General features: G+C 72.0%; 19 protein-coding genes. 8 read left to right on the plus strand and 11 right to left on the minus strand.

The genetic code is table 11. The features are described 5' to 3' along the window. Nucleotides 1-194 precede the first annotated feature (194 nt). From ACFXB5_RS04745 to ACFXB5_RS04765, 5 genes are all read left to right on the plus strand, one after another. On the plus strand, nt 195-980 hold the full coding sequence (locus ACFXB5_RS04745) for an HpcH/HpaI aldolase/citrate lyase family protein (RefSeq protein WP_385202369.1): 786 nt from the start codon (nt 195-197) through the stop codon (nt 978-980). Then, nucleotides 980-1,933, plus strand: a complete 954-nt coding sequence (locus tag ACFXB5_RS04750) for a phosphoglycerate dehydrogenase (protein WP_385202371.1) — start codon at nt 980-982, stop codon at nt 1,931-1,933. Before ACFXB5_RS04745 ends, ACFXB5_RS04750 begins: the two co-directional genes overlap by 1 nt. Before the next feature lie 98 nt (nt 1,934-2,031). Then, nucleotides 2,032-3,459: an Nramp family divalent metal transporter gene (locus tag ACFXB5_RS04755; RefSeq protein ID WP_385202373.1), complete on the plus strand. Its 1,428-nt coding sequence runs from the start codon at nt 2,032-2,034 to the stop codon at nt 3,457-3,459. A 188-nt stretch (nt 3,460-3,647) separates the two neighbouring features. Next, nucleotides 3,648-4,223, plus strand: coding sequence for a PadR family transcriptional regulator (locus ACFXB5_RS04760; protein ID WP_385202374.1), 576 nt, complete (start codon nt 3,648-3,650; stop codon nt 4,221-4,223). A 232-nt stretch (nt 4,224-4,455) separates the two neighbouring features. After that, nucleotides 4,456-6,009: a class I adenylate-forming enzyme family protein gene (locus tag ACFXB5_RS04765; protein WP_385202376.1), complete on the plus strand. Its 1,554-nt coding sequence runs from the start codon at nt 4,456-4,458 to the stop codon at nt 6,007-6,009. Nucleotides 6,010-6,249: 240 nt separating this feature from the next. Here ACFXB5_RS04765 and ACFXB5_RS04770 read toward each other — a convergent pair whose 3' ends face one another. Continuing rightward, complete coding sequence (locus tag ACFXB5_RS04770) at nt 6,250-7,794, minus strand: MFS transporter (protein WP_385202378.1); 1,545 nt, start codon at nt 7,792-7,794, stop codon at nt 6,250-6,252. 153 nt (nt 7,795-7,947) lie between these two features. Here ACFXB5_RS04770 and ACFXB5_RS04775 point away from each other — a divergent pair, with 153 nt between their 5' ends. Next, on the plus strand, nt 7,948-8,952 hold the full coding sequence (locus ACFXB5_RS04775) for an Lrp/AsnC family transcriptional regulator (protein ID WP_385202380.1): 1,005 nt from the start codon (nt 7,948-7,950) through the stop codon (nt 8,950-8,952). Nucleotides 8,953-9,153: 201 nt separating this feature from the next. Continuing rightward, on the plus strand, nt 9,154-9,603 hold the full coding sequence (locus ACFXB5_RS04780) for a phospholipase (protein WP_201856515.1): 450 nt from the start codon (nt 9,154-9,156) through the stop codon (nt 9,601-9,603). Between the two features lie 73 nt (nt 9,604-9,676). Here ACFXB5_RS04780 and ACFXB5_RS04785 read toward each other — a convergent pair whose 3' ends face one another. From ACFXB5_RS04785 to ACFXB5_RS04825, 9 genes are all read right to left on the minus strand, one after another. Next, complete coding sequence (locus ACFXB5_RS04785; RefSeq protein ID WP_385202382.1) at nt 9,677-10,507, minus strand: HAD family hydrolase; 831 nt, start codon at nt 10,505-10,507, stop codon at nt 9,677-9,679. Beyond that, entirely contained in the window at nt 10,504-11,781 is a 1,278-nt protein-coding gene (gene serS, locus ACFXB5_RS04790) for a serine--tRNA ligase (protein ID WP_385202384.1), read from the minus strand. Before serS ends, ACFXB5_RS04785 begins: the two co-directional genes overlap by 4 nt. 552 nt (nt 11,782-12,333) lie before the next feature. Next, on the minus strand, nt 12,334-13,269 hold the full coding sequence (gene pheA, locus ACFXB5_RS04795; RefSeq protein WP_385202386.1) for a prephenate dehydratase: 936 nt from the start codon (nt 13,267-13,269) through the stop codon (nt 12,334-12,336). A gap of 129 nt (nt 13,270-13,398) precedes the next feature. Beyond that, nucleotides 13,399-14,640 carry an iron uptake transporter deferrochelatase/peroxidase subunit gene (efeB, locus tag ACFXB5_RS04800; protein ID WP_385202388.1) on the minus strand — a complete coding sequence of 414 codons (1,242 nt, stop codon included), beginning with the start codon at nt 14,638-14,640 and terminating at the stop codon, nt 13,399-13,401. Further along, entirely contained in the window at nt 14,637-16,775 is a 2,139-nt protein-coding gene (locus tag ACFXB5_RS04805; protein ID WP_385202390.1) for a copper resistance CopC/CopD family protein, read from the minus strand. Before ACFXB5_RS04805 ends, efeB begins: the two co-directional genes overlap by 4 nt. A gap of 6 nt (nt 16,776-16,781) precedes the next feature. Continuing rightward, nucleotides 16,782-17,285, minus strand: a complete 504-nt coding sequence (locus ACFXB5_RS04810; RefSeq protein ID WP_385202392.1) for a copper chaperone PCu(A)C — start codon at nt 17,283-17,285, stop codon at nt 16,782-16,784. Then, complete coding sequence (locus ACFXB5_RS04815) at nt 17,282-17,941, minus strand: SCO family protein (RefSeq protein ID WP_385202393.1); 660 nt, start codon at nt 17,939-17,941, stop codon at nt 17,282-17,284. The genes ACFXB5_RS04810 and ACFXB5_RS04815 overlap by 4 nt, the downstream gene beginning before the upstream one ends. Nucleotides 17,942-18,085: 144 nt before the next feature. Then, entirely contained in the window at nt 18,086-18,835 is a 750-nt protein-coding gene (locus ACFXB5_RS04820; RefSeq protein WP_385202395.1) for a YcnI family protein, read from the minus strand. Between the two features lie 96 nt (nt 18,836-18,931). Beyond that, complete coding sequence (locus ACFXB5_RS04825) at nt 18,932-19,750, minus strand: hypothetical protein (protein ID WP_385202397.1); 819 nt, start codon at nt 19,748-19,750, stop codon at nt 18,932-18,934. 201 nt (nt 19,751-19,951) lie between these two features. On the opposite strand from ACFXB5_RS04825, the gene ACFXB5_RS04830 reads away from it, so the two are divergent. Next, nucleotides 19,952-20,455 carry an ATP-binding protein gene (locus tag ACFXB5_RS04830; protein WP_201856506.1) on the plus strand — a complete coding sequence of 168 codons (504 nt, stop codon included), beginning with the start codon at nt 19,952-19,954 and terminating at the stop codon, nt 20,453-20,455. A gap of 50 nt (nt 20,456-20,505) precedes the next feature. Here the strand turns inward: ACFXB5_RS04830 and ACFXB5_RS04835 are convergent. Beyond that, a partial coding sequence (locus ACFXB5_RS04835; protein ID WP_385202399.1) for a PLP-dependent aminotransferase family protein occupies nt 20,506-21,738 on the minus strand: 1,233 nt, incomplete at its 5' end.

Genomic DNA, 21,738 nt, shown 5'->3' on the forward strand with positions numbered 1-21,738 from the left:
GCACCGCGGGCGCGAGGGCGCCGCGCCGCGGGGGGTCGGGGCGCCCGCGCCGCCGGCGCGGGGGCGCGGGCCCCCCGCCCCCCCCCCACGTCCTGACCGCCTGCGACGAGGTCGGCGCCCGGCTGCGCGGCCCGATGCCCGCCTACAACCGCTGACCCCGCCGCCCACCTCGCAACGTCGCAAGGGAGACACCCATGGCCACCGGCCGCACCTCCGCCCAGTTCATCGCCGCACTGCGCAATCGTGAGCAGCTCATCGGCTACTGGTCGCTGCTCGACTCGCCGGTCGCCGCCGAGCGCCTCGCCCGCGTCGGCTACGACTACCTGGCCTTCGACGCCCAGCACGGCCTCTTCGGCTACCAGGGCATGCTGAACAACCTTCTCGCCACCGACACCAAGGGCAGCACCGCCGTCGGCATGGTGCGCGTCGAGGCCAATGACCTCACCTACATCGGCAAGGCGCTCGACGCGGGGGCGAGCGCCGTGATCGTCCCGATGATCGACAACGCCCAGGACGCCGCCGACGCCGTGGCCGCCGTCCGCTACCCGCCGCTGGGCCGCCGCTCGTACGGCCCGATGCGCGCCCAGCTCCGCATCGGCCCGAACCCGGCCGACGCGCACGACCAGACCGCCGTCCTCGCGATGATCGAGACGGCCGACGGCCTGGCCAACCTCGAGGAGATCTGCGCGACCCCCGGCCTGGACGGCGTCTACGTCGGCCCGTCCGATCTGCGCCTGGCCATCGGCGGCGCGACGTCCACCGACCCTGCCGTACAGGACGAGTTCGAGCGGGCCCTCGCCCGCGTCCGCAAGGCGGCCGAGGCGGTGGGCATCGCGGCCGGCATTCACAACGCCGACGGCGAGAGCGCCGCCCGTCGGCTCGCCGAGGGCTTCACGTTCGCTACGGTCGCGGCCGATGTCGTGCACCTGCAGCAGATCGCGACGTCCCACCTCCGGGCGGCACGCGGTGAGGCCCGCTGATGCCGACCACGCTCATCACCACACCCACCTTCGCCCGGCATTCGGCGCGGCCCTGGCAGATCCTGGAGCAGGCCGGAGCGGGGCCCCTGCGCCCCCGCGAGGACGCGGCGCTGCCCGCCGCCGAGCTCCTTCAGTACGCGGCCGAAGCGGATGCGCTGATCGTCGGCATGGACCCGATCACCGCCGAGGTGATGGATGCCGCACCCCGCCTCAAGGTGATCGCCAAGCACGGTGTCGGCGTCGACACCATCGACGTGGCCGCCGCCCACGCGCGCGCGATCCCGGTGGTGTGCGCGCCGGGCAGCAACTCGCGAGCGGTGGCGGAGTACACCTTCGGCCTGCTGCTGTCCGCGACCCGCTCCCTGACCGCCTCGCACACCGCGGTGGCGGCGGGCGGCTGGCCGAAGCTGTTCGGCCCCGAACTGCGCGGCAGGACGCTGGGCATCGTCGGCTTCGGCCGCATCGGCCGCCTGCTGGCCGGCTATGCCCGCGCCTTCGGGATGGAGCTGCTCGCCCACGACCCGTACGTCCCCGGGGCCGACATCCGCGCGCACGGCGCCGAACCGGCCGCGCTCGACGCCCTGCTGGAGCGCGCCGACGCCGTCAGCCTGCACACGCCGCCCGACCCGTCCGGCACTCCGCTGCTCGACCGCTCCCGCCTGGCGGCGATGAAACCGGGCGCGATCCTGGTCAACGCCGCGCGCGGCGGCCTCATCGACGAACGCGCGCTCGCCGACCTGCTCGGCTCCGGGCATCTGGGGGCCGCGGCCCTCGACGCGTTCAGCACCGAGCCGCTGCCCGCCGACCACCCGCTGCGCGAGGCCCCGCGCACCCTCCTCACCTCCCATATGGCCGCCTGCACACCCGAGGCCAACCAGGCCATGGGCGCGATGGTGGCCGAGGACATCGTCCGCGTACTGGCGGGTGAGCAGCCGCACCACCCAGCGCGCTGAGACGCGGCGGCACACGGCGCCACAACACGCCCCCACACGAACCCTGTCCCCATTCCGGATACCGGCGACGGCGCCGGAAGATCCTCTAAGGACCCGCTATGTCCACCACGACCGACGGCGCCACGGCGGCGCCGCCACCCGCGCAGACCGACCCGTACGCGCTGCGCGCCGAAGACGCCCGTCCGGCCCCCGAGACGTTCCGCGGCCGACTGCGCCACCTCGGCCCCGGGCTCGTGCTGTCCGCCGCCGTCGTCGGCTCCGGTGAGCTGATCACCACCACCTCGCTCGGTGCGAAGGCCGGGTTCGCCCTGCTGTGGCTGGTGATCGTCTCGACCGCGGTCAAGGTGTGGGTGCAGATGGAGCTGGCCCGCTGGACCATCCTCAACGGCCGGCCCGCGCTCGACGGCTTCCGCGACGTCGGCCCCCGGATCGGCCGGCTGAGCTGGATCAACTGGCTCTGGATCGGCATGGACTTCGCCAAGATGTTCCAGCGCGGCGGCATCATCGGCGGCACCGCGGCCGCCTGCTCGATCCTGCTGCCGATCCACGGCGGCTCGCTGAGCACATCGTCGCTGACGATCTGGGCCATCATCGTGACCGGCGCCGCCATTCTCATCCTGCAGACGGGCAAGTACCCCGTCGTCGAGCGGGTCGAGATCGTCGGCATCACCCTCAAGACGATCATCACCTTCGGCCTGGCCCTCGCCCTGCCGTTCACCGCCTTCGGATACGGCTCCGAGCAGTTCGCCGACGGGCTGAGCTTCCAGATCCCCGCGGGCACGGTCGGCATCGCGCTCGCCATGTTCGGCATCACCGGTGTCGGCGCCGACGAGATGACGACGTACACCTACTGGTGCATGGAGAAGGGCTACGCCCGCTGGACCGGCCCCGACGACGGCAGTGAGCAGCGCGCCCGGCGGGCCGAGGGCTGGCTCAAGGTCATGCGGCTCGACGTGGGCGTCTCCTGGGTCGTGTGCACCATCTGCACGCTGTCCTTCTACGTGATCGGCGCCTCGGTGCTCCACCCACAGGGCCTGGTGCCCGAGGGCAACGACATGATCACCACGCTGTCGCACATCTACACCGACACGCTCGGCCCCTGGGCGGAGTACCTGTTCCTGGGCGGCGCGATCGCCGTCCTCTTCTCGGTCACCGTCGCCTCGTCGGCCAGCGTTCCCCGCCTGTGGACCAACACCCTCGGTCTGCTCGGAGTGATCGACTGGAAGGACATGCGGGTGCGCACGCGCACCATCCGCATCCTCACCTGCTGTCTGCCCCCGGTGTGGATGTGCATCTTCCTGTGGGTGCAGTCCCCGGTCCTGATGGTGCAGATCGGCGGCATCGGCGGTGGCATCTTCCTGCTCGCGGTCGTGGTCGCGGTCTGGCGCCTGCGCTACACCGGCGTCCCGCCCCGCTTCCGCGCCAACCCCTGGCTGACCGCCGCCCTCGTCCTCAGCAGTGTGGCGATCGCCTTCCTCGGGGTGTACGGAGTGCTCGACACCCTCGAGCTCACGCCCGGGAGCTGAACCGGCGGCGGGATGCGCTCGTGCCGCCCCGGCACCGCACACCGCCGACCCCCGCGCCCCGCCATGCCGGTGCCCGCCCGCCTCCGCAGGCGGCGATGCCGGGCGAACATGGCGGGGCGTTGGTCGTGAACTGCCGCTTTCCCACGCCGAAGCGATAGGGCCCCAGGCGCCACGGTACGCTTCGGACCATGTCAGCATTCCGGCTCTCGACGACGTCGTACGTGGTTCTCGGGATGATCGCCATGCGTGGCCCATCCACCCCCTACGACCTCAAGCGCGCGATCGGCCGGTCTGTGGGCTACTTCTGGAACTTCCCGCACGCTCAGCTGTACGCGGAGCCCAAGAGGCTTCAGGGGGCCGGGTTTCTGGACGTGCACGAGGAGGACACCGGGCGGCGGCGCAAGATCTACACGATCACCGAGGCGGGTGACGCCGCGCTGCGGGACTGGCTGGCCGAGCCGGTCAAGGAGCACTTCGAACTGCGCGACATCGCGGAGATCAAGCTCTTCTTCAACGAGTTGGCGGAGCCGGACGACGTGGCGCGCCTCGCCCGGGACCAGATCGAGCAGCACGAGCGGCGCATCGCGGAGTACGAGGAGATGCAGCGCCGTTACGGCGGGATCGAAGAGGTCGCCAGCCGTATGGTCACCCTCGAGCTCGGCCTGGGCATGGAATACGCGGCCCGCGAGTTCTGGCGCGGTGTCCAGGAACGCGTCGAGCGCGGTGAGTTCTCGTCCATGAAGAGGCGGCCGACGGCCCGGTAAAACCGGCAGCACAGTGACACGCCGCCACGCCCGCCGGGCGTGGCGGCCTCATTTGTATGCCCGGAAGCACGGGCGGCGCGGTCGTCGTCTTCTCCGGACCGTTGACACCTTCCTCAGGGCGGCGTAGCTTCCCATCCCACGATGGTCTGAATCATACGGTGCGGCTCGCACCATGAGATCGGGAAGCTTCCGCCGAGCGCCGGCAGGCGCATGGGGAATGGAGAGGACCGCGATGGATCTGAGCACGGTTCTGCGCTGGACAGCCGAGCGCCATCCGCGTCGCCGGGCTGTCGGTGGCAGGACCCCGATGACGTACGGACAGTGGGACGGCCACACCAATCAGCTGGCACGGGCGATGGCCGGGCTCGGTGTCCGGCCGCGGGAGCGGGTGGTGCTCCTGAGCGCCGGAGGCGAACCACTGGCCAGCCTCCATCTGGCGGCGCAGAAGCTGGGAGCCGTCTCCGTACCCCTGTCCTTCCGCTTCGGCCCCTCGGAACTCGCCTGCTGCATATCCGACGCGGAGCCGGCGCTGGTGATCGCCGACGACGCCACCTCGGCTCTCGCACAGGAGGCGCTCGCTTCCGTCGAGGCGGTTCCGTGGATCCGCTCGGGCGACCCGGCCGAGGCGACCATCGAGCGCCTGGCGCGCGACCAGCCGGACGGACCGCTCGACGTCCGGGTGTCCGAGCAGGACATCAGCGTCATGCTGTACACCTCGGGGACCACCGGCAGGCCCAAGGGTGTGCCGCGCACCCACGGCGCCGAGTTCCACGCCTCGGTCGCCCACCTGCTGCAGAGCGGACAGTCACTTTTCGACACGACGCTCGGCGTGATGCCGCTGTTCCACACCATGGGACTGCGCACCCTCATCGCCACCGTTGTCGCCGCGGGCACCTGGGTTCCCCAGACGAGGTTCGACGCCGAGGAAATCCTCGACCTCATCGCCCATGAGGAGATCAGTTCGCTCTATCTGGTGCCCACCATCTACTGGTCGCTGCTGCGCACCGGCCGCCTGGGGCAGGCCACATCCGTGCGCAAGCTGGCCTACGCCGGCGCTTCGATGACTCCGACGCTGGTGCGGCAGTTGGTGGACACGCTGCGGCCGGAGTCCTTCGTCAACCACTTCGGATCCACCGAGATCTACACCTTCACCGTCGGGACCGACGTCATCGCGAAGCCGGGATGTGCGGGCCGCGCGGGGGTCTTCTCCCGGGTCCGCCTGGTGGAGCCGTTCCCGGACGCCCCGCCCGATGCCGAGGTGGCGCCGGGCGAGCAGGGACAGATCGCCGTCTCCATGCGCAACCCGGACGCCTTCGCCGGCTACTGGCACCGGCCGGACGCGAACACCGAGTCGATCCGCGGTGGCTGGTACTTCCCCGGTGACCTCGCCGTGGCCGACGAGGACGGCGACCTGTGGGTCACCGGACGCGTCGACGACATGATCAACTCCGGGGGCGAGAACATCTATCCGGACGAGATCGAGGACAAGCTGATCGGCTGTCCGGTGATCAGCGAAGTCGTCGTCGTCGGCCTCCCCGACGACCGCTGGGGGCAGGCCGCCACCGCCTTCTTCGTCCCCGAGAGCGGAACGACCCCCGACCACGCGCTGACCGAGCTCCGCTCCTATGTGCGCGAAGGCTCCGGACTGCCGTCCCTCAAACGCCCCAAGCGGCTCATCGCCGTCGAGGAAATCCCGAAGTCGGGCGCTGGCAAGATCCTCCGCCGTCGGCTGAGCTCCGGCGACTACCACCCGCTGGCCGACAGCGACACCGCGACAGACAGGTGAACCACGTGACCGCGACCACGGAACGGCCGGGGCGGCCGACCGCACGGATCGAGGACCCCGCACTGCTCACCGGCCGGGGCCGCTTCCTCGACGATCTCGACCCGCTGCCGGGCACACTGACCGCCGCGGTCGTCCGGAGCCCGCACCCGCACGCCCCCCACCCCCGCGGCCAACACGAACCGGGGGCGGGGGGGGGCGCCGGCGGGCGCCCGCCCCTCGTCGTACCGCGTCGGCCACCGCTCAGGCGTGGACCGGCTCCGGCGGGGATTTCTCGGGGGTCGGCTTCGGGGGCGTGCCGCCGGGGCCGCCGCGGACGACGGTGAGGACCAGGAGGCCCGCCACCAGGGCCGCGATGCCCGCGATGACGCAGATGCGGTCGAGACCGGCCGCGAACGACTCGTGGACCAGGGCACGCGCCGCGTCCGCCCGGGCCGGGGGCGCGGCGGCGATCACGGCGTCGGCGTGGCCGCCGCTGATGGCCTCGGCGGCCTGCCCGGCCGCGCGGGCCGGGACGGTGTCGCCGCCGTCCACCATGTCCCGCACCCGTGTCGCGAACACCGTGCCCAGGACGGCGATCCCCAGCGCGTAGCCCATTTGCCGGAAGGTGTTCACCGCGCCGCTGGCCATGCCCGCCCGCTCCGGCGGGGCCGAGCCGAGGGCGGCCGAGACCAGCACCGGCATGGCCAGGCCGATCCCCAGACCGGCGAGGGCCAGGCCGGGGACGAAGGCGGTCCAGTCCGCGTCCGGGGTCACCATCGCCGCGTTGACCAGTGCCCCCGTGCCCACCAGCAGCAGTCCGCCGCCGAGCGCGCGCCCGGGGGCGACCCGGTCCAGCAGTCGTCCGCCCGCCGCGCCGACGACCAGCGAGACGCCCGCCATCGGCGTCACCGCGAGCCCCGCCTGCACCGGGCTCATGTCCAGCACCGACTGCAGCCACAGCCCGGCGTAGGTGAGGTACGGGAAGGCCGCCGCCTGGAGCAGCAGGGCCGCAGCCATGAGCACCGCGAACGTTGGGCGGCGCATCAGCCCCAGGTCCAGCAGCGGCTGCCGCTTCCCGCGCTCCAGCAGGACGAAGGCGATCAGCGCGGCCGCGGCCGCCACCAGCGCGGTGACCGTGCCGGTGTCGGCCCAGCCCTCCTCGCCGCCGCGCATCAGCCCGTACGTCAGCGCCCCGGCGCACACCGTGAACGAGGCGGCGCCCGGCCAGTCGATGCGCACCCCGGCCGTGCCGCGCGACTCCTCGATGGAACGGACCGTGATCCATACCGCGATCGCCGTCAGCGGCAGATTGACCAGGAAGATCGCGCGCCAGTCGACATACTCGGTCAGCACCCCGCCCAGCACCGGGCCGACCGCCGCGGCCGCCCCGCTCGTACCGCCCCACACGCCGAAGGCGATTCCGCGGTCGCGGCCGGAGTACGTGGCCATCAGCAGCGGGGTGTTGGTGGCGAACATGGCCGCGGCCCCCACCCCCTGCACGGCGCGGGCCGCGATCAGCACCCCGGCGTCCGGTGCCAGACCGCAGACCAGGGAGGAGATCGCGAACACCGCGAGGCCGACGAGGTACAGCCGCCGCCGTCCGAAGAGGTCCGCCGCCGATCCGGCCACCATCAGCAGCGCGGCCAGCGCCAGCGCGTAGATGTCCATCACCCACTGGAGGGAGGTGAAGGACGCGTCCAGCCCCCGTGCCACCTGGGGCAGCGCGGTGTTCACGATCGTGACGTCTATCAACAGCATGAAGTTGCCGAGGGTGATGGCGGCGAGCGGCCACCATGATCTGCGCATGACTGACTCCGTGGTTCGGCGCATCCGACAAAGGGATGGAGGCGGACCGGCCCCGATGGCGATCCCGCGGCCCTTACGGTCGTTCTCGACCTGGCCGTTCCTCCAGCCACCCGCGCCCCGGCGGCGATATCCGACACCCGCTAGCGTGGTGCGGTGGAATCCGACGCGTACGACGACCTGGACCGGGCGCTGGTGCACGCCCTTCAGCTCGACGGCCGGGCCCCCTTCAGCCGGCTCGCCGAGGTGCTGGGCGTCTCCGACCAGACCGTGGCCCGCCGCTACACCCGGCTGCGGACCACCGGCGCGCTCCGGGTGCTGGGGCTCACCGACCCGGCGGCGGTCGGTGATGTGGTCTGGATGGTGCGGGTGCGGTGCCTGCCGGACGCCGCCCTGCCGGTGGCCGAGGCGCTGGCCCGGCGGACCGACACCTCCTGGGTGCATGTGCTCTCCGACGGCACCGAGGTCTCCGCGTCGACCCGGGCCACGTCCGGCCAGGACAGCGACGCCCTGCTGCTGCGCAAACTCCCGCAGACGCCACGGGTGGTGGGGGTGAGCGCCCACTGCGTGCTGCATGAGTTCTTCGGTGGGGAGCGGAGCCTGGTCAACAAGTCCGACGCGCTGACGGCCGAGCAGATCGCGCGGCTGCGTCCGCCCGCCCCGGACCGGTCGAAGGGCCCGCGCGGGCCGGTGAGTGCCGAGGACCGCAAGCTGCTGGACGTCCTCGCGGGGGACGGGCGGGCGCCGCTGGCCGAACTGACCGCCGCCACCGGCTGGTCGCAGTCCACGGTGCGCCGCCGACTGGCAGATCTGCGCGCCGACGGCACCCTGTACTTCGACGTCGACTACTCCCACCGGTTGTTCCGCCAGGACGTCACCACCGCGATATGGCTGTCGGTACGGCCGTCGGAGCTCGCCGCCACCGGGCAGACGCTCGCGAACCACCCCGAGGTGGCATTCGCATGTGCGACCACCGGGACGAAGAATCTGCTGGCGACCGTGGTCTGCGCCGATGTACCGGCCCTCTACACCTATCTGACGACCCGTATCGCCGAGCTGACCTCCGTGCGGGACATGGAGACCTCCCCGATCCTCCGCAGGGTCAAGGGTCCGGGGCCGCGGTTCACCCCTCCCTCCCGGATCCCCTGGCGTGCTTCCTGAACGGCCCGCGTACCTGCGGTAGTTGGAGAAAACTCCGAAACTCTGGTGGTCGAACTCTGTTCATCTCTACGTCGATGTAGATCTTGACGGTTGTCAGGGACCTGGCGAACTCTTGGCGTGCGCTGGATCACACCGCGCCGCCCCCTCCCTTCGCCATGAGCCTTTGAGGGGGTGTCAGGCGTAAAAACGGAGGGAACCCGAATGCGTCGCCTCGTCACGAGTCTCGCCGCCACAGCCGTCACCGCGGCCGCCACCATCGCCCTGGCCGCACCCGCCCAGGCGGTCCCCGCGGACAAGCGGCAGGTGCTCGCCAGCTGGACCCAGACCAGCGCCAGCAGCTACAACACCTGGCTCGCGGCACGGAACAACCAGGGTGCCTGGTCCGCCTACCAGTTCGACTGGTCCACCGACTACTGCAGCAGCTCCCCCGACAACCCGTTCGGCTTCCCCTTCCAGACCGCCTGCGCGCGCCATGACTTCGGCTACCGCAACCACAAGGCGATGGGCATCTTCGACGCCAACAAGGCGCGCATCGACAGCGCCTTCTACGAGGACCTGAAGCGTGTGTGCAACGCCTACAGCGGTGCCACCAAGACGTCGTGCAACGGCACGGCCTGGACGTACTACCAGGCGGTCAAGATCTTCGGCTGAGGCTGACCATCCCCGCTGCCGAGCCCGGATGCCGGGCGGTCCGTCGAGGCGGCCGCACCGGCGTCCGGCCGGTTCAGCCGCTCGTCGCCGCCGCCGGGAAGAGCCGCTCCAGCACCACGGCGATGCCGTCCTCCGTGTTGGACGCGGTGATCTCGTCGGCGACGGCCTTGAGGTTCTGGTGCGCGTTGGCCATCGCGACCGCGTGCTTCGCCCAGTCGAACATCGGGATGTCATTGGGCATGTCGCCGAAGGCGATCGCGTCGTCCGCGGTCATCCCCAGCCGGCGCGCGGCCAGCGACAGACCCGTGGCCTTCGTCAGCCCCAGCGGCAGCAGCTCCACCAGCCCGGTGCCGGCCATCGTCACCCCGACCAGGCCCCCGGCGGCGGTCCGGGCGGCGTCCGCGAGCGCGTCGTCACCCAGCTCGGCGTGCTGGATGTAGAGCTTGTTGATGGGCTGCGACCACAGCTCGGCCGGCTCCGTGAACGGCACCAGGGACATCCCCTCGTGGTCCATCCGGTACCCCTCGCCGAACAGCACCTCGCCGTCCAGACCGTCGCGGGCCGCGGCCAGGAACAGCGGACCGATCTCCGCCTCGATCTTCTCCAGCGCCAGCAGCGCCACCTGGCGGTCCAGCGTGACGGAGGTCAGCAGCCGGTGCTCACCCGCGTGGTAGAGCTGGGCGCCCTGGCCGCACACCGCGAGCCCCTCGTAGCCGAGGTCGTCGAGTATGTGCCGGGCCACCGGGACGGTCCGCCCGGTGACCACGATGTGCGCGGCGCCCGCCGCGGTGGCCGCGGTGAGCGCGTCACGGGTCCGCGCCGAGACGGTGTGGTCGGGGCGCAGCAGTGTCCCGTCGAGATCGGTCGCGACCAGGCGGTACGGAAGGTCGTCGCCGCCGCTCACCGGGTGACCGGTTCCAGGACCTCGCGCCCGCCGAGGAACGGCCGGAGCGCCTCGGGCACCCGCACCGAGCCGTCGGCCCGCTGGTGGTTCTCGAGGATCGCGACGATGGTCCGGGTGATCGCGCACAGCGTGCCGTTGAGCGTGGCCAGCGGACGGACCCGCTTGCCCTCGCGCATCCGGACCGACAGCCGCCGCGACTGGAACTCGGTGGTGTTGGAGGTCGAGGTCAGCTCGCGGTACTTGCCCTGCGTCGGGATCCACGCCTCGCAGTCGAACTTCCGCGTCGCCGACGAACCCAGGTCACCCGAGGCCAGGTCGACCACCCGGAACGGCAGCTCCAGCGAGGTCAGCCACTGCTTCTCCCACTCCAGCAGCCGCTGGTGCTCGGCCTCCGCCTCCTCCGGCGTCGTGTAGACGAACATCTCGACCTTGTCGAACTGGTGCACCCGGAAGATCCCCCGGGTGTCCTTGCCGTACGACCCGGCCTCGCGGCGGAAGCAGGAGGAGAACCCGGCGTAGCGCCGCGGCAGCTGGTCCGCCTCCAGGATCTCGTCCATGTGGTACGCGGCCAGCGGCACCTCGGAGGTGCCCACCAGGAAGAGGTCGTCCTTGTCGAGGTGGTAGACGTCCTCGGCGGCCTGGCCGAGGAAGCCGGTGCCCTCCATGGCCTTGGGCTTGACCAGCGCCGGGGTGAGCATCGGGGTGAAGCCCGCCGCGGTGGCCTGCGCCATCGCCGCGTTCACCAGCGCGAACTCCAGCAGGGCGCCGATGCCGGTCAGGTAGTAGAAGCGGGAGCCGGAGACCTTGGCGCCGCGCTCGGTGTCGATCGCGCCGAGCAGCTCGCCGAGCTCCAGGTGGTCCTTGGGCGCGAAGCCCTCGGCCTCGAAGTCGCGCGGGGTGCCGACGGTCTCCAGGACGGCGAAGTCGTCCTCGCCGCCGACCGGGACCTCGGGGTGGACCAGATTGCCGAGCTGGAGCAGGAGCCGCTGGGTCTCCTCGGCGGCCACGTCCTGCTCGGCGTCGGCCGCCTTGACGGCGGCGGAGAGCTCGCCCGCCTTCTTCAGCAGCTCGGCCTTCTCGTCACCGGAGGCCTTGGGGATGAGCTTGCCGAGCGCCTTCTGCTCGGCGCGAAGCTCGTCGAAGCGGACACTGGAGGACCTGCGCCGCTCGTCGGCGGTCAGGAGCGCGTCGACGATGTCGACGTCCTCTCCACGAGCGCGCTGGGAGGCGCGCACACGATCGGGGTCCTCACGGAGCAGGCGAAGGTCAATCACCCCCCCAGGTTACCGGTGTGACCTCGGGTGCTCGACGCGATATTCCTTTGCGTCCCAGTTTGCCCCCTTTTGGGGCTGTGGGTAAACCGGGGAATTCCTGTGACGGCCGCCGTCAAGGAATGCTTCCGCAATCCCCGAAAAGGGGCAAAGAGGCAGCGCCGAGTCGACCTTCTTCCCTTGTGCACAGGGTGAGTTGGCGGTTGGTTGTCCACAGGCATGGGGGAATCCCCGAAGTTATCCACAGGCTGTGTGTGAGATCTGTGGATGCAGCAGTGATCGTTAAGGCCGCCCAGATGCTCGGCGATGGATTCCCCTGTCAAGCCGCGTTCACACACTCCACAAGAGAGGAATCCCTCACTCCAAAGAGTTGGTCGAGCGAATTGGGGTGACAAGTGAGTGATGTCCGACGATGGTGATGAATGCGGAGAAAGTCGTAATGTGCCCGCTGTGCCGGATTGAGGTTGTCGACTTATCCCCAGCGTGAGGCATCAGCCTGTGGATAACTTTTTCGCAGCGATTCTGTTGACGCCCACTGCGCCCCCGGCGTCCGGCTCAGGCCCGGCCGTCCTGGCAGCGGGCCAGCCACTCCGCCGCCTCCATGAACGCCTCGTCCGACGTCCCGTGCCGCAGCGGCGCGATGTCATCGGCCGTCACACCCGCCCGGGGGTACGAGCCCAGGAACCGCACCTTCGGGCAGATCCGCTTCAGCCCCATCAGGGCCGAGCCCACCCGCCGGTCGGTGATGTGCCCCTCACAGTCCACCGAGAAGCAGTAGCGGCCGATGCCCTCGCCGGTCGGGCGCGACTCGATCCGCATCATGTTGACCCCGCGCGCGGAGAACTCCTGCAGCAGCTCCAGCAGTGCGCCCGGGTGGTCGTCACCGAGCCAGATCACCACGGACGTCTTGTCGGCGCCCGTCCGGGCGGCGGGCCGGGCCGGGCGGCCGGCCAGCACAAAGCGGGTCATCGCGTTCTGCGCGTCGTGGATGTCGCTGACCAGCGGCTCCAGACCGTACCTGGACGCCGCGAACTCACCCGCGAACGCCGCGTCGTACCGCCCCTCCTGGACCAGCCGCGCCCCGTCCGCGTTCGAGGCGGCCGACTCCCACAGGGCGTCCGGGAGGTTCGCCGCCAGCCAGTTGCGCACCTGTGGCTGGGCCACCGGATGCCCGGTCACCGTCTTGATGTCCGCGATCGCGGTGCCCGGCCGCACCAGCAGCGCGAAGCTGATCGACAGCAGCACCTCGCGGTAGATCATCAGCGGTTCGCCGGTGGCGAGCTCGTCGAGGGTCGCGGTGACCCCGCCCTCGACCGAGTTCTCGATGGGCACCAGGGCGGCGGCCGCGGCTTCGGAGCGCACCGCGTCGAGCGCCACCGGCACGGAGACCATCGGCACCAGCTCCCGGGTGGCGGCCTCCGGCATGGACCGCAGCGCGGCCTCGGTGAAGGTGCCCTCGGGGCCGAGGTAGGCATAGCGGCTGGCCGACATCACGGTCGCTCCCTGTGATCAGACGAGACCGCCACGATACCCGCGTCGGCCGGGGCCTCCGACCCGCATGGTGGACACCCGTACGGACACCCCTTGGACGCGATGCTCCGGGGCGGCTCGTCCCCTTTCCTATGCCTCCAAGAGTGCCTGACCCACGTACTCCCCCGGGGCGCAGCCCGGAGGCACCGCGAACAGCGCGCTGGCCTCGTGCCGCAGGAACCGCGACAGATCGTCGCCCAGGTCCAGCTTCCGCTGCACCGGCACGAACCCCTTCATCGGGTCCGCCTGCCAGGCGATGAAAAGCAGCCCGGCGTCCGGCGCCCCGTCGTCGCGGAAGCCGTCGTGGTACGAGAAGGGCCTGCGCAGCATCGCGGCGCCCTGGTTGGACGCGGGCGCCGCGACCCGTACGTGGGCGGCGCCCGCGATGGCCAGCGCACCGTTCTTGTCGACCTTGTCGAGCTGAACCGGGGTGCTCTCGGTGCCGCCGGACAGCGGGGCACCGTCGGACTTACGGCGGCCGACCACCTTCTCCTGCCGCTCCAGGGAGAGGTGGTCCCAGGAGTCCAGCAGCATCCGGACGCGCCGGACGACCGCGTAGGAACCGCCCGCCATCCACGCGGGCTCGCCCCTCTCCGGTACGAAGATCCGCCGCTCGAAGTCGTCGTCGGCCGGCTTCGGGTTGTTGGTGCCGTCGATCTGGCCCATGAGGTTGCGGGTCGTCATGGGGCGGCCGGTGGCACCGGGAGACCGGTTGAAGCCGTTCATCTGCCAGCGCGGCCGGGCCGTGTCCGCGGTCTCGCGCTGCAGGGCGCGCAGCGCGTGGAACGCGACCAGCGCGTCATTGGCGGCGATCTGGATCCACAGATCGCCGTCGCTGCGCTTGGGATCGAGCGCGTCCGAGACGAAGTCGGGGAGCGGGGCGAGTGCTTCCGGCAGCCGGTCCTCGACCCCCGCCTTGCCGAAGAAGGTCCGGCCGAAGCCGAAGGTGACCGTAAGGGACGAGGGACCGGCGTCGAGCGCGATCCCCGTGTCGTCCGGTGGGGCCTCGCCCGCCATCAGCTCCTTGGCCGTCCGCGACCAGCGGCGCAGCAGTGCGGCGGCCGCCTTACGGTTCGCACCGGGCGCCAGGTCGAAGGCGAGGAGATGGCCGTGGGCCTGGAGGGGGGTGGTGATGCCCGCCTGGCGCCTGCCGTGGAAGGGCACGGCGGTGGCGCCCAGCGAGCTGAGGGGGGCGGGTGCCTCCCGCGTCGCCTCGGACGCGTAGGCTCCGGCGGCTCCGCCGGCGACCAGTCCGGCCGCTCCGGCGGCGCCCGCCGAGCCCAGCAGACGCCGTCGGGAGATGCCGGACGAGGGTGCTTGCTCTGTGGTCATTGAGCGACTTTCACGTTCCTGGTCTCCGTCACCTGGTCGATGTCGGAGGTTCGTACGGTCAGGGAGAGCTGCCAGGTGCCGGCCATGGGGAGCTGGACGGTCTTGGCGCTCCAGTGCCCGGTCGAGAGGCGCTCGAGCGGGATGCGCAGCGGCCCGATCCCCTTGCCCTTGAGCGTCAGCGACAGTTTGACCTCGGGCACGTCCACGGGACGGTCGGCCAGGTCGGTGGTGAAGACGTGCAGCGCGTTGTCACCCGGCAGCGCGGGTTCGATCATCACCACGGCCTTGCCGCGACCGCTCTTGGGACCCGTGTTGTAGGGGATCAGCACGCTCACCGGGTCGACGTTCAGCTGGTCGCCGGGGGTTGCGGCCGGGGCCTTCGCCTGCTCGGTTTCGGCCCGGCCGGGCTGGGTGCCACTGAGCACGGTGGCCACCGCGAGGAGCACGACGGCCACGATGGTCTCGGCGAGCACCGACCGGCGCAGCCCGCTGCGCTCGCGGTCGGCGTCGCGCTCCCGCAGTGTGGCGGTCTTGTCCTTGGCGGCCCGCTGACGGGCGAGCTGGGCGGCGCGTACGGGATCGCCGTCGGCGGCGCCGGTACCCGAGTCGTCGCCGGGCCCGTCACCGGACTCGGTTCCGGCGTCGGCGAGGGCGTCGACGGGGGCCTCGGCGAGGGCGTCGGCGGGGGTGTCGACCGCCGCGTCGGCCGCACCGGTACGGACCGGCCGCGCGGCCTTCACCGCCGCCTTGGCCTCGTCGGCCGTGGCCTCGACATCGGTCTCGGCCTTGGTCTCGGCATCGTTCTCCGCCTCGGCCTCCGCGTCCGCTGCCGCCTCGCCCGCCTCCGTGGCCTCCGTAAGGCGCCCGGTCCAGCGGCGCGAGACGGCGGCGATGCCCACCAGCACCGCCACCAGACCCACCTTGACCAGCAGCCATCGCCCGTACTCGGTGTCGGTCAGCGCGCCCCAGGAGCCCACCTGCCGCCACGACTGGTACAGCCCGGTGACCACCAGGGCGACGACCGAGCCGAAGGCCAGCCGCGAGAAGCGGCGCACGGCCGCCCGCTCGATCGGCTCGCCGGCCCGGAGCGTCACCGCGAGCGAGGCCAGACCGCCCAGCCAGACTCCGACCGCGATCAGATGGATCACGTCCACCGGCATGGCCAGCTGCCGCTGCGGGCCCACCGAGGCGTGCTCGGCCATCGCCCAGGTCGCGGCGAGGCCCACCGCCATCACCGTGCCGCCGAATCCGAGCCCGAAGGCGAGGTCCTGGCGGCGCCGCGCGTCCGCCTCCCCCTCCCCGGTGCGCCGGGTGTACGAGCCGAACAGGACGGCCAGGAAGACCGCCGCCGCGCCGAGCAGCAGCAGCCGCGACAGCAGCGCCGCGCCCGGCTTGGTGGACAGCACATCGCCCAGCCCGCCGAGGTCGAGGATTCCGCCGATCCCCTGGCCGTCGGTGTACGGCCCGCGCAGCAGCAACAGCAGCAGACTGGCCGTGAAGGCCGTCACCCAGCCGCCCACGGCGATCTTCCGCACCGGGCGCGAGGACCGGCAGAGCCCGGCGAACACACAGCCGCCCACGAGCGCCGCGAAACCGCCGTAGGCGGCGTACCGGCCGATCCCGTAGAGCGTGCTGACGGTGGAGTCGGACGCCTGCCCCGTGGGCACCTTCGCCTTGGTCTTGGACGGGGCGCCGATGGAGAAGGTGAACGCGCCGCTCACCGGGTGGCTGTCCTCCGAGACCGCCTTCCACGCCACCGTGTAGGTGCCGTCCGGCAGTCCGGAGTGCAGCCCGGCGGCGGCGGTCGACGACTTGCCGTCGGCGTGGGCGGTCTTCCCGGTGTCCACGCGCTTGCCCTTGGGGTCGAGCACGCGCACCGAGTCGCCGGAGAGCAGCACGCCCTCCGAGAAGTTCAGCGTGACCTCTCTGGGGGCGGTCTTCACCACCGAGCCGTCGGCGGGGTCGGTCGAGGTGAGCGCGGCATGCGCGGACGCGGAGCTCGCGCCCACGCTCAGCGCGCACAGCAGCGCGGCGAGCAGGGTGCCGCAGATCGCCATCAGCCGCCGGGCGGTCGCGGTGGTCCGGGTGCGAGTCGCGGCGGGCCCGGCGGGGGCCAGGGAGGTCAGCGAGGGCATCGGGCGTCAGTCCTTGGGGCGGTACGTCGTCGGCTCGACCGGGACTTTGATCTCGATGGGGTCGGAGGTGGCGAAGTGGAGGGTGAAGCTGACCTTCTCACCGACCTTCGGCCGGTGGGTGAGATTTGTCAGCATCAGATGATCTCCGCCGCTGGTCAGCTCGAGCCGGCCGTCGGCCGGGACATCGAGCGAGCTCACCTGCTTCATCCGGTTGCCCTTGGTGGTGTGCAGGGTGACCTCGGAGGCGAGCGGGGTGGTGACGGAGGTGAGCTCGTCGGCGCCGCCACCGGCGTTCCGTACGGCCAGGTAGCCCGCCGCCATGTCGTCCATGGGCGGCTGCGAGACATAGGCACCGCTCACGGACAGCTTCGGGGCGCCCTTGTGGCCCGCGTGGTCTCCGCTGTCCCCGCCGCCGCTGTCCTCGCTCCCGCAGGCGGCGAGCGCGGCGGACAGACCGACGGTGAGGACCGCGGCGGCAGCCTTACGGATGCCGGGACCTGCCGCCGTCACGGGTTCCGCCCCTCGATGATCTTTGGCAGATCCTTGGCGTAACGATCCGCCGTGGCCCCCGTCGTGTAGATCCAGTGGCCCTTGTCGTCCTTGGGCGAGAAGCCGATCACCTCGGCGCCGTGGCTGACGGTGATGCTGCCGTCCTTCTCCTTCTTCGGCTTCTCGATGTAGATGCCCAGCGGCCGCGCGGCGGCCTCGACGGTGTTGAAGTCGCCGGTCAGGCCGACGAAGTCGGTGCCGCCCTGGGCGTCCAGCCAGGAGCGGATCCGCTTGGGGGTGTCCCGGGCCGGGTCGGTGCTGACGAAGACGACCCGTAGCTTCTGCCGCTCGGCCTTGGGGAGCTTCTTCACGGCGATGCCGACGTTGCTCATGGTCAGCGGGCAGACGTCCGGGCAGTGGGTGTAGCCGAAGAAGAGCAGGGTGGGCCGGCCCTCGGTCTCCTTCAGCAGGTCGTACTTCTTGCCGTCGGTGCCGGTGAGGACGAGGTCCGGCTTGGCCTTCGCCTGGTCGAGGACGATGGCCTGTCCCGACCTCTGGCCGCCCTTGACCTCGGCGGCGGCGTTGTCGCCCTTGCCCCCGTCGTCCGAGCCACCGCAGGCGCTGAGGGTGAGCGCGGCGGTGGCGACGAGCGCGGTGGCCAGGATTTTGGTGCGCATGGAGCTGTTCTCCCGAAGAAAGGGGTGGATCGGTGGTGCGCGGGGGCGGCGGGTGCGAGGGCCCGCCGCCCCGCCGGGATCACGCGGTCGGTTCAGGACCCGTGGTCACCGGCGGTTACGCGCATGCGGTCGAGTGGTCGGCGGTCAGGCGGAGCGGCGGCGGCTGGCGACCACGCCGAAGACGACACCGGCGGCGCCGATGACGATGCCCGCGATGCCCAGCACCCGGGCGGTGGTGTCGCTGCCGTCCTCGTCGTCCGAGGCGTCCTTGGAGACGGAATTCTCCGCTCCGGCCTTCTCGGAGTCCTTGTCCTGGCCGGACGCCGCGGCGGCGCCATCGCCGTCCGAGCCCTCGGCCGGGGCGACCAGCTTGAGCACCGGAGCCGGGTTCTCGGGCTCGGCGGCACCCTCCTTGGGCTCCTCGATCCAGCGCACGACCTCCTTGTCGTCGTACGTCTGGAGGGCCTTGAAGGCGAGCTGGTCGGCGTCGTCGGGCAGCTGGCCGACCGAGAGCGGGAACTGCTGGAACATCCCCGGCTCGATCTTGCCGCCGGTCCAGGTGACCTTGGTGACCGCCTCGCTGATCTTCTCGCCGTGCATCTCCATGGGCTTGGGGAGCTTGGACTTGGTGACCTTGACGTCCCAGCCGGGCACCGGCTGGGGCATCACCGAGGCGAGCGGGTGGTCTGCGGGGAGGGTCACCTCAAGCTTGACGGTGGAGGAGTCGTCGCGCTCGTTGGGCACCTTGAAGTCGATGGTGCTGTAGCCGCCCTTCTCGGCCTGACCCGGCTGCACGCTCACGTGCGCGACGGCCGGGCCCGCGGTGAGCAGCACCAGGCCGCCCGCGGTGAGGCATCCGAGGACCGGCAGACGGCGGAGACGCATGGCGTTCATGTCAACACTCCAGGAACAGGAATGATCAGATGGGTGGGCGCGCGTGCGGCGACGTCGCGGCCGCCCTCCGGTCCCGCTGGAGGAGCGTCGCGTCGGTCAGGCCGCGAGGACGCAGACCGGCGGTCCCCGCCTGATCACGCTGTGCTGGAGGACGAGCGCCGTCGGCCCGCCCTCGTCCCGCTCGGCCGTGCGCGGACGGCTCTGCCCGCCGTAAGGCGCCTGCGAAGGGGTCAGGAGCACCCTTACGAGCCTCAGGGCGGCGCGCAGCGCCCGTACGAGCGTGGCCTCCGCGACCCCTCGGGCCCCGTCCACCGACAGCCGCACCGCCCGCCATACGGCCATCTCGCCCCGGCGCAGCAGCCAGCCGATGGCCAGCGCGGCGAGCAGATGGCCCAGGGTCATGGGCAGCGACGGCAGCAGGCTCTCCAGCCCGGCCGCCCGCCCCGCCGGGGCGGTGGACGCCGGCATGGTGTGCGGGCCGCCGTGCGCGGCGGACGGGTCGATGCCCGCATGGGTGACGATCCGATGGGCCGTCGCGGCGTCGAGCCGTCCGGGGCCCGACGCGCACAGCAGCCTGGCGGCCAGGCCGATCACATGGCCCTGGGCGACGTCGGCCCGATGGGCGGCCTCCCCGGCCGCCGCGGCCCGGTCCTGTCCGACCGCGAAGAGCGCGTGCAGCGCCAGCTGTCCGACGGCCAGCACGGCCGCGATCCCGGGCAGCGACCGCTCCCGCCCGGCCAGCGACAGCGCCACCGTGAACATCGCCGCGCAGCCCACGCCCAGCGTCCACAGCGGCACGGTGGCGCAGGAGCCCAGCACGTGCCCCGTCGCGGACAGCACGACGCAGACCGCGGTGAACACCGCGGCCCGCAGCATTCGCAGATCGGCGCCGGCACGGGCGACAGGGGAAGCCATGGCCGCGCCATCATCCCACTGGGTGGACGCGTTCCCTACGGCGGGTGGGGCGTACCGGCGCACACCGGGACAGGCCCATACACCGGTTCGCGCATCGAGCGCGTCCGCTGAATGAGCGGAGTCACGTCAATAACACGCTTACGGACCATGGACCCAGGCAATACGTAACGGTATGTCGAGCCGCGGCCGGGAGGCTGGAGCATGAGCATCTGGTGGTCACTCCATTTGCCCCGCGAGGCGGCGAGCGTTCCGCTCGCACGACGACTGCTCCTCGGCACCATGGAGACGGCCGGAGTGGATCCGGAGATCTCCTACGATCTGTCGGTCGCCCTCTCCGAGGCGTGTGCGAACGCGGTGGAGCACGGGGGTCGCGACGGCACGGGCGGGGATTATCGAGTCACGGCCTATATCGACGGCGACACCTGCCGTATCGAGGTCACCGACTCCGGTCCCGGCTTCGCCGGACGCGGCACCGTCCGCCGCGAGGCCCGCACCCGGAACGAGCGGCGCCCGGCGGGCGCGCCGAGACCACAGCAGCCGCGCAGTCCGGCCCCGCCACAGGCGGAGCACGGACGGGGGCTTTTTCTCATCGAGGCCCTCACCGACCATGTCCGCTACCGCGACCGTCCGGGTCGCGGCGGGGTGGTGGTGAGCTTCGACAAGATTCTCAAGTGGCGTGAAGGAGCGCTGCTCAAGGCGTCATAACCGCCTGAACGTCGGGTGGCCGCAGCAACGTCGGGTGGCCGTCTCCGACCTCAGGTGGCCGTCTGTTCGGGCGGCAGGGCGCGGCACAGCGCGTCCAGCGCCCCTGCGAACGAGTGCTCGGGCGGGGTCGCGTAGCCCACCACGAGCCCGTCGCGATGGGGTGTGGTGGCGTCCGGGTGGCGGTAGCCGCCGAGGCCGTCGAGCGCCAGCCCCTGCCAGGCGGCGGCGCGCAGGGCGGACCGCTCGGTGCCGGGCGGCAGCTCCAGCACCGCGTGCAGACCTGCCGCGATCCCCGAGACGCGGACATGGGGCGCGCGTTCGGCGAGGGCGGCGACGAGCTGATCCCGCCGACGGCGGTACTGCTGGCGCATACGGCGCACATGGCGGTCGTACCCGCCCGATTCGATGAAGTCCGCGAGGGTCAGCTGGTCGAGGACGCCGGTCCATCCCTCGCGCTCCCCCTTGGTGGCCAGCAGACCGTCGACCAGATGGTCCGGCAGCACCATCCAGCCCAGCCGCAGCGCCGGGGAGAGGCTCTTGCTGGCCGAGCCGAGGTAGAGCACCCGGTCGGGGTCGAGGCCCTGGACGGCGCCCACCGGACGGCGGTCGTAGCGGAACTCCCCGTCGTAGTCGTCCTCCAGCACCAGACCGCCGCTCTTCCGCGCCCAGGCGACGGCCGCGGCCCGCCGCTCGGGGTGCAGCGGACCGCCGGTGGGGAACTGGTGGGCGGGGGTGAGCAGGGCCGCCCGTACGCCGTCGAGGTCGGCCAGTCCCTCCGTAAGGGCGCCATCGGCGTCCAGGGGGAGCGGGACCGTACGGATCCCGGCCGATCTCAGCAGCGAGCGGTGGAAGGCCAGGCCGTAGGACTCGACGGCCATCCGGGGCCGCAGCAGCCGGGTGTCGCTCAGCAGCCGGACCGCGTGCGCGAAGCCCGCGCAGACGACGATCCGCTCGGGGTCGGTGCGTACGCCGCGGACGCGGGCGAGGTAGTCGGCCAGGGCACGGCGCAGCTCCGGGCGGCCGCGCGGATCGCCGGGGCCGAACGCCTCGTGGGGCGCGGCGGTCAGGGCGCGGCGGGCCGAGGCGAGCCAGGCGGTGCGGGGGAAGGAGGCGGCGTCCGGCTGGCCCTGGAGCAGGTTGTGCACCGGGCGCGGGGCGGGCCGGGGCCCGCGGCGGCCGCCGGTCGCCCCGGACGGCGGCGCGCCCCCCGCCCGGCGCGGGGGGGGGGGGGGGGGGGGGGGGGGCCCGGGGGGGGGGGGGCCCCCCGGCGCGGGGCGCTGGGG

Source organism: Streptomyces sp. NPDC059455, assembly GCF_042750115.1.
Lineage (GTDB): Bacteria > Actinomycetota > Actinomycetes > Streptomycetales > Streptomycetaceae > Streptomyces > Streptomyces endocoffeicus.